Here is a 7,090-nt window from a genome sequence, read left to right as displayed (position 1 = left end):
TTTTGTTTGCTTTTTATCATAGTATCTGTAAGGGCGATACCTTGTGACACAGGTCGTTAACGGTGTCGCCCTTACAGGGCTAAGAAGAGAGAAGGAAGTCATTCCCTAAACCCAAGGCTCACGCCTTGGGCTGAGATCTGCCGGGCTTACAGCCCTAAGACAACGACGCTACGACACTGTCATTGGGCGCTATCTTCCCAACCTGCCTACATATCTTGACCAGCGCCTGACGGTAGGCGGTGCGGTTGTCGCCGTTGACTTCGCTGATGTATTTGCTGCAGGAGATTATGCGGGCGAAGGTCGGCGGGTCGTTGCTGGCATCGGCGGCCGAGGGATAGGCGTGGCGGATCAGACGGGCGTAGTCCATGAGGGAGTCTCCGGGTGTGTCGTAGACACGGAAGCGGAGGGAGTGGGGGCCCAAGCTGATACTTTCGCCTTTCCACCAGACGTTTTTCTTGCCGTAGGCGGTGATGCCGAAATAGTTGCGGTACAAGGTGGACAGGTCGCTCTGTCCCCAGCCGGATTCGATAGCCGCCTGTGCCAGGATGACTACCGGGTTGATCCGGAAAGCTTCCCCCGCCTTTCGGGCAAGGGGAAGGAGAGAGGTGATGAAGTCTGCTTGTTTCATAATATTCCCGGGCGTTCTACGCCGCCGTTAGGGTTTTCGTCCGGATCTTCGAACGGTTCGAGTTTCATGAAAGACGGTTTGGAGATGATGGTTTGCAGGATGGCTCCGGGGGTGAAAACGATACGGCCCTTTTTGAACATCGACGGATCGAAATTTCTCAGGGTAGCCGAACCGCGGCTGCCGGCAAGCATGCGGAAGTTGCCGAATGCACCCATCTGGACGATGTTGCCGCTTTCGAGTTCGTTTTTCATGATGTTGATCAGGCCGTCGACGACGAGTTCGACTTCGCCCTTTTTGGCCGTGCAGTAGCCCGACACCAGTTCGCACAATTTTTTGAACTCGGTTTTTTCTATCGAACGGACTTGGCCGTAGAATAGTTTGGCATCGGCTGCGGCACCTTTGCTCATGTCCCTTTTCAGGACGATACGATACTTTAACGCCATAAGGTTTGTTTTTAGAATAAATAAATGACTTATTGTAAATAATATTACAAATATACTGACATGGAGTAGGTCGATTTTGATGAATTTATCTAATCGAATACGAACTATGATATATTTTCGTATAATATTACGTTTTATGTCGATAAAATTTCTTTTAATGGTATTTCGTCCTTATATTTGTCCTGTTATTATTAATCAAAATAACTAATAGAAAAAATGGACGGAATTTTTAAAATCAAGAGTTTTGGATGGCAGGAATTAGCGATCCTCTACGCTCCCGGGATTACGCCCCGGGCTGCAACGCAAAGGTTAACCATGTGGGTGAAGAACAACCAGAATTTAGCCGAAAGCCTGAAAGAAAAAGGTTGGATTAAGGGACAACGCTTGTTGACGCCTGTACAAGTAAAATTAATCGTGGATTATCTGGGTGAACCATAGTTTCGGTAAGGGAAAACAATTATTTTTAGATTTAAATACAGTTGTTTTTGAAAACGGAAACAATTGTTTTTGGAACCGTAGACTATTGCCTTTGCGTTAAATCGAATTTTTAATCATAAACCGGAAATGTTAAGTTGTTAGCCTTTGATTTGATAAAATGGAGAAAGAATATATATTTATATTATATATATATGGTAGGGAAAAACCATTCTTCGTTCAGGATATCGCTGTGCGATATGAATATCAAGGCGCACATTAAGTCATTTCTCGTTCAAAAGAAAAAAGTACTATGAATGACAGTGAGTTGCGTGACAAAGATGTCGATGCAGTCCGCTATTTAGGGAAGCGGTATATTAAATTCCCCTGGGCGATTATCAACCGTATGTTGGATGCCAACCAGCGTGAACGCCGGCTCGGGTTTGTGCATATGGTTTTGTTTGTCAGCAGTAATTTTATGGACGGTAAGTCTGTCGTAAACGGTAAAGTGAACGTATGCGATACCGGGGAGTTCGTCTCTACTTATGAAGATCTGGCTGCATTGCTGGATTTGAGTACCTCCACGTTAAGACGCTGTGTGCAGGAATTGCGAGAGGCCGGTCTGGTCGATATAGACAGGGCGAGTGATGCTTCCCGCTTTCACGTCAATGGATACGAAGCCTTTATGCGTGGGACGGAAACGGGAACCTTTCCTCAAAATTCGCCGGGAAAGAATCACCATTCGGCCGAGAAGCTGAAGGAGGAAGAGTTACGGCGTTTTGGAGATCAGAAACCGCGTACGGACCTGTTAGATTGAAAGAAGCCATGGAAGAAGAAATGAATGTCGAGCGTGCGTTGCTGTGCGCCCTCTTCCTGGATGGGGAAGTGCTGACGGAGGTGATGGCGGTAGTTCGCCCGGAGATGTTCCGGGACGTGAACTTGGGGTTTATCTATGCTGCGTTTTTGTCCTTGTATGGGAGGGGAGAACAGCCGGATATGATGTTGGTGGAAACGGAAATGAAGAAAACGGATATGGACCGTTGTGCCCGGATGGGCGGATTGTCGTATTTGTCGGGCGATATGTCGAAGTATCGCCTGGACTTCAACGCCGTTTCGTATGCACGGGAAATCAAACGCCTTTTTATGCTGGACTGCCTGGACAAAATCTTTAAGAAACAAGAGCTGAAAGCCAACCAGTACGAGACGGATTATATGCAACTGATAGGCGAGACGGAGAACCTGCTGCTCGGTTTGCGGGAAGACTGCAATGAGGATGAACCGATGGTGCCGCTCTCCCGCTTGGCGGCCGAAACGATCGGTATCCAGCGGAACCGCATGGAACATAAGACCGATCCCCACCGCATCCGGAGCGGGGTCGATGAGTTCGACGGCATTACGGGCGGATTCTACATGGGTGAAATCGTGGTGCTCGGCGGTCTGACGAGTGACGGAAAGACCTCGTTGGCGATGTTTATGGCCATGTCTGCCGCGTTGTCCGGCCGGCATGTGCTCCATTTCAGCTACGAGATGACGGGGTTGCAGACGATGAACCGCATTTTTGCCGGTTATGCCGGTGTGGAACCGGAGCTGCTGCGTATCGGGGGCTTGCAGACGCGAGACTTGGAGAAGATGGAAAAATATGCCGGGACATTGGAGGACTTGCCCTATCATTTTATCAATCCGGCCTCTTCGAGCCTCGAATCGTTGCGTGCACAGGCACAGTTGATGCACCGCAAAGGGCAGTGTGACTTGATCTTGGTGGATTACCTCCACCAGATGGTCGGCCAGCCGGGCAAGGGGGAGACGATGGAAAGCCTGGTGAACAATTACATCCGCGGCTTGAAAAAGATTGCGACGGAGTTGAATTGCGCCATACTGGTCGTCTCGCAGTTGAACCGTGAAGTACACAAACGGGAAGAACATCTACCGGTTTTGAGCGATTTGCGCGATTCGGGTGCGATCGAACAGGTGGCCGACAATGTGGTCATCCTTCATCGTCCGGAGGAGTACGGGATTCCGAAAACCGCAGAAGGGCGGAGTACCCATCACCTGATCCGGATGTATGTCCTGAAGACAAGAAACGGCGCGCGTGGCGTGGCTGATGTGTATCGCAATAAATCGTTCACCTATTTCTGGAATCCCGACCGGAAATTAAACATGGAAAGTAGATGAATAATCCGATAGACATAGCGTCCCTACGCGGACGGATCGATATCGTGCAGGTGATCGGCCATTACCTGCACTTGCAGAAACAGGGGGCGGGCTACGTGGGGCTTTGCCCGTTCCATGAGGATAAACACCCCTCTTTGCAGGTCAACCCTGCAAAGGGGCTCTACCATTGTTTCAGTTGCGGGGCGGGAGGCGATGCGTTCACCTTCGTGCAAAAGCGCGAGGGATGCGGTTTCGGGGAAGCTGTCCGGATTTGTGCGGACCTCTGCCATACCGGTTATATTCCCCGGGAGCCGGAGGTACGGCAACCGGAAACGAAGAAAAAGGACCTGCAGGACGAAGCGCCGACGGTCTCCGGCAACGAGCGTTTTTGGAAGACTTTGCTTCCCTATGACCCGGGGTGCGGGGAGTTGAGGGAGACGTATGAGCGGTTCGGGGTACGGATGGGGGCGGATACCGCTACTCCTGCTTTGTACCGGTTCACCGAGGGACGCCTTGTGTTCCCGATACGGGACGGCGCCGGGCAGCTTGTCGCCTTTGCCGCACGCTATCTGGGTACGGACCCCGAAGTGCTGAAGCAACGCAAATACATGAACAGCAAAACCAGTTCGATTTATAAAAAAGATCACCTGCTTTATGCCTGGCATGAGGCGGAGGCGGCTATACGCGAAAGCGGGCAGGTTTTTATCACCGAGGGCTATAAGGATGCTTTGGCGATGCATGCCGCGGGTTTCAGCCGGACAGTCGCCCTGTGCGGGGTGAATCTTTCCGAAGTGCATCTGTCCCTGATACGTGGGGCGGCGGATACGGTTTTCCTGTTGTTGGATGCCGATCGGGCGGGGCGCGAGACGGCGGGTAAGTTGGTCTCCCTGCTCCGGAAATCCGGTTTGCAGGTCGTGAACCTGGTCCCGGAAGGGGGAAAAGACCCCGACGAGATGTTCCGCCGGATGGGACGCGAGGCGTTTGCCGCCTGGGTACGGAAGGCGATGATACCGCCTGCCCGGTCGAGGGTCGGGGAGCTTTTGTCGGCGGCTTGCCGGCGTTGGCCGGAGAGCGTCGCGGAGGGGTACGGCCCGGAAGAGATACCGGAGATGTCGCTACCGGAAGATAGGCAGTCGTTCACCGGCTGTTTCCCGGAGCTGGACAAGTTGTACGAGCAGCATACGGAGCTCTCCCATACGGAACCGGTCCGGCAGGGCGAACTGATCCGTTACCTGCATCTCTGCTACCGGGAAATATGCCTGGAGACGGATGTCCGGAACGAATGCCGCCGCCTGGCCCGGACTGCCGACGAGGACGCCCGTGCCGCTTGCATCGATTCCTTGCAACGCTATCGCTTGGAGCTGCGTGATGCTTCGTTGGCGTTACACAGAAGGGGGTGAATAGTTGAAAGTTGAGAGTTGAAAGTTAAAAAAATACATAAAAAACGGATGAAGGGGAGATTGTTGGGGGTGGTTTGCGGCTGGTTGTTGGCATTGCCTGTATGGGGGCAGTATTCGATGGGGACGACCGGCTTATTGAACACTCCGTCTGCGGATATGCAGCAAGACGGTACTTTCATGGCGGGGGGAAACTTCCTTCCCAGGCAGTTGATGCCGGAGGCATGGAAGTCGAATACGGGTAATTATTTTGTGAATATGACGTTCCTGCCTTTTTTCGAGGTTGCCTACCGGTGTACATTGGTGCACGACGAGTTTAAGGCGGGGAATAAATGGCAGCAAGACCGTTCGGTGTCGGTGCGTCTTCGCCCGCTGAAAGAGGACCGGTGGTGGCCGTCGGTGGTGATCGGGTCGAGTGATGCGTTTACGACCTACGAGCTGAATATGTTCAGTGAGGCAAAGGGAAATCGTTTTTTTTCTTCCGTATATGGAGTGGCGACGAAGCATTTGGCAGTGTCCGGACATGATATCGGGTTTACTTTCGGGGGGAATATCCCTTTCCGCAAGAATAGCTATAAACAGGGGATATTCGGGGGTATCAGCTACCGTCCCGCATTCCTAACGCCTGTCTGCCTGATGGCGGAATATGATACGACGGATGCGGTGAATGTCGGTATGGCAGCCCGGCTGTTCGGCCATTTATCTCTCTACGCTTTTTGCTATGACTTTAAGGCGGTCTGCGGAGGGATACGGTATGAATTCCGGTTAATCGGAAAGAGAGGGGATAGATGATGAATTGGAAGTATCTGTTTTGTGCTTTGTTCATGTTGCTTGCCGGCAGGATGGACGCAACCACTTTTCCCGAGGCCGGAGTTACAGCCGACAGGCTCGTTCGGATGGGGATGGAAGACGTACGGGTGAAAGAGACGGGGGATATCCTCCGCATTGCCTATGAAGATAATGTCTACCGGGGGACATACAGGGGATTGGGAGCCGTCATCGGCATGTTGCTGGACGAGGGGACGGCGGCAGGGGCCATACACCTGGTCGTACTCGAAGACCGTGTACCGCAGATAGCCGTCCGGATACCGGAGGAGGCGGTTGCCGGATACCGAACGGGGGCATGGAGCTGGGAGCAGCTGGTCGGCAGCTTGCAGATCGGCTACGATACGGATGAAGATATGCGTCAGCTGGAGGCTGTCAAGGCGTTGAACCGTTCGGCGGGCAAGGTGGACCTGGTGGTCTATCCCGAAGTCGTGCTGAACAATTCCTGGTTGGATAAGCTCTACGGGACGGTTGTCAACCTGTCGCCTGCTGTCGAGGTGGGGCTTTGGAAAGGGGCTTCCTTTACGGGACAAGTCATTTTCCCGATCTGGAATAATATGAAAGGAGAGATGGATTATATCCGTCCGGGAATGTTGGTTTTCAGGCAGGAATTGCGTTTCCCGCATAATTTGTTTGCCACCCTTAACGCCGGAAACTTCAACGGCAATCGTATCGGGGCGGAAGTTTCGCTATTGTACCGGATGAATAGCGGCCGTTGGGCGTTCGGGGTGGATGCCGGCCTGACAGGCTCGTCTACCTTTTACGGGGGAAAATGGGAGGTCACGCAATGGCGGCGTCTGAACGGTTCGGCGTTGGTTAGTTATCATGAGCCGTATTACAACCTGGAGTTCGATTTGCGTGCCATGCGTTTTGTTTATGGCGACTACGGGGTACGGCTGGACTGTGTCCGTCACTTCGGCGAAGTCTCGGTCGGGCTTTATGCGATGTGCGCCGGAGGGCTTGCCAACGGAGGCTTCAATTTTGCCATCCCGCTACCGCGCGGGAAGAGGAGCAAGCGGCGTGCCGTACGTGTGCGCCTGCCGGAGTATTTCGACTGGGAGTATGAAGCGCAGAGCGGCAATGAGTATGCTGCGCGCCGTCTGGGACGTACTTTCGAAACCCGTCCGGATGCCAACCATAGCCGGGCTTACTATGATCCTTCCTTTATCCGGGACAACCTGATGAAACAGGGTGTCCGGTGATGACTTCGAAAATGAATCGAGTTTTAAATA

At 52.6% G+C, this 7,090-nt stretch carries 8 protein-coding genes; 6 read left to right on the top strand and 2 right to left on the bottom strand.

The annotated features are described in order from the left end of the window. Positions 1 to 154: 154 nt before the first annotated feature. Together DWW90_RS14970 and DWW90_RS14965 are read right to left on the bottom strand one after the other, a co-directional pair. Complete coding sequence (locus DWW90_RS14970; protein WP_122345539.1) at positions 155 to 628, bottom strand: glycoside hydrolase family 73 protein; 474 nt, start codon at positions 626 to 628, stop codon at positions 155 to 157. Beyond that, positions 625 to 1,071, bottom strand: coding sequence for an HU family DNA-binding protein (locus DWW90_RS14965; RefSeq protein ID WP_122345538.1), 447 nt, complete (start codon positions 1,069 to 1,071; stop codon positions 625 to 627). The genes DWW90_RS14970 and DWW90_RS14965 overlap by 4 nt, the downstream gene beginning before the upstream one ends. Positions 1,072 to 1,287: 216 nt before the next feature. Here DWW90_RS14965 and DWW90_RS14960 point away from each other — a divergent pair, with 216 nt between their 5' ends. The 6 genes from DWW90_RS14960 (at position 1,288) to DWW90_RS14935 (ending at position 7,060) form a co-directional block, all read left to right on the top strand. After that, a complete protein-coding gene (locus tag DWW90_RS14960; RefSeq protein ID WP_122345537.1) occupies positions 1,288 to 1,509 on the top strand; it encodes a DUF4248 domain-containing protein in 222 nt (73 codons plus the stop codon). 289 nt (positions 1,510 to 1,798) lie between these two features. Beyond that, entirely contained in the window at positions 1,799 to 2,302 is a 504-nt protein-coding gene (locus DWW90_RS14955; RefSeq protein WP_122345536.1) for a winged helix-turn-helix transcriptional regulator, read from the top strand. 8 nt (positions 2,303 to 2,310) lie between these two features. Further along, positions 2,311 to 3,657 carry a DnaB-like helicase C-terminal domain-containing protein gene (locus DWW90_RS14950; protein WP_122345543.1) on the top strand — a complete coding sequence of 449 codons (1,347 nt, stop codon included), beginning with the start codon at positions 2,311 to 2,313 and terminating at the stop codon, positions 3,655 to 3,657. Continuing rightward, entirely contained in the window at positions 3,654 to 5,036 is a 1,383-nt protein-coding gene (locus DWW90_RS14945; protein WP_122345535.1) for a DNA primase, read from the top strand. The genes DWW90_RS14950 and DWW90_RS14945 overlap by 4 nt, the downstream gene beginning before the upstream one ends. Before the next feature lie 48 nt (positions 5,037 to 5,084). Next, entirely contained in the window at positions 5,085 to 5,825 is a 741-nt protein-coding gene (locus DWW90_RS14940) for a YjbH domain-containing protein (RefSeq protein ID WP_122345542.1), read from the top strand. Beyond that, complete coding sequence (locus tag DWW90_RS14935) at positions 5,822 to 7,060, top strand: YjbH domain-containing protein (protein ID WP_122345534.1); 1,239 nt, start codon at positions 5,822 to 5,824, stop codon at positions 7,058 to 7,060. The genes DWW90_RS14940 and DWW90_RS14935 overlap by 4 nt, the downstream gene beginning before the upstream one ends. Positions 7,061 to 7,090 lie beyond the last annotated feature (30 nt).

The sequence above is a fragment of the Parabacteroides sp. AF17-28 genome (assembly GCF_003479205.1).
GTDB lineage: Bacteria > Bacteroidota > Bacteroidia > Bacteroidales > Tannerellaceae > Parabacteroides > Parabacteroides acidifaciens.
Note: the sequence above shows the minus strand (reverse complement) of the source record. Positions and strands in the feature narration are given on the sequence as shown.

What these genes read in the sequence shown, in the direction of transcription:
- DWW90_RS14950 (WP_122345543.1), top strand. Translation starts at nt 2,311, where the DNA reads ATGGAAGAAGAAATGAATGTCGAGCGTGCGTTGCTGTGCGCCCTCTTC.
- DWW90_RS14955 (WP_122345536.1), top strand. Translation starts at nt 1,799, where the DNA reads ATGAATGACAGTGAGTTGCGTGACAAAGATGTCGATGCAGTCCGCTAT.
- DWW90_RS14965 (WP_122345538.1), bottom strand. Translation starts at nt 1,071, where the DNA reads ATGGCGTTAAAGTATCGTATCGTCCTGAAAAGGGACATGAGCAAAGGT.
- DWW90_RS14970 (WP_122345539.1), bottom strand. Translation starts at nt 628, where the DNA reads ATGAAACAAGCAGACTTCATCACCTCTCTCCTTCCCCTTGCCCGAAAG.
- DWW90_RS14945 (WP_122345535.1), top strand. Translation starts at nt 3,654, where the DNA reads ATGAATAATCCGATAGACATAGCGTCCCTACGCGGACGGATCGATATC.
- DWW90_RS14960 (WP_122345537.1), top strand. Translation starts at nt 1,288, where the DNA reads ATGGACGGAATTTTTAAAATCAAGAGTTTTGGATGGCAGGAATTAGCG.
- DWW90_RS14935 (WP_122345534.1), top strand. Translation starts at nt 5,822, where the DNA reads ATGATGAATTGGAAGTATCTGTTTTGTGCTTTGTTCATGTTGCTTGCC.
- DWW90_RS14940 (WP_122345542.1), top strand. Translation starts at nt 5,085, where the DNA reads ATGAAGGGGAGATTGTTGGGGGTGGTTTGCGGCTGGTTGTTGGCATTG.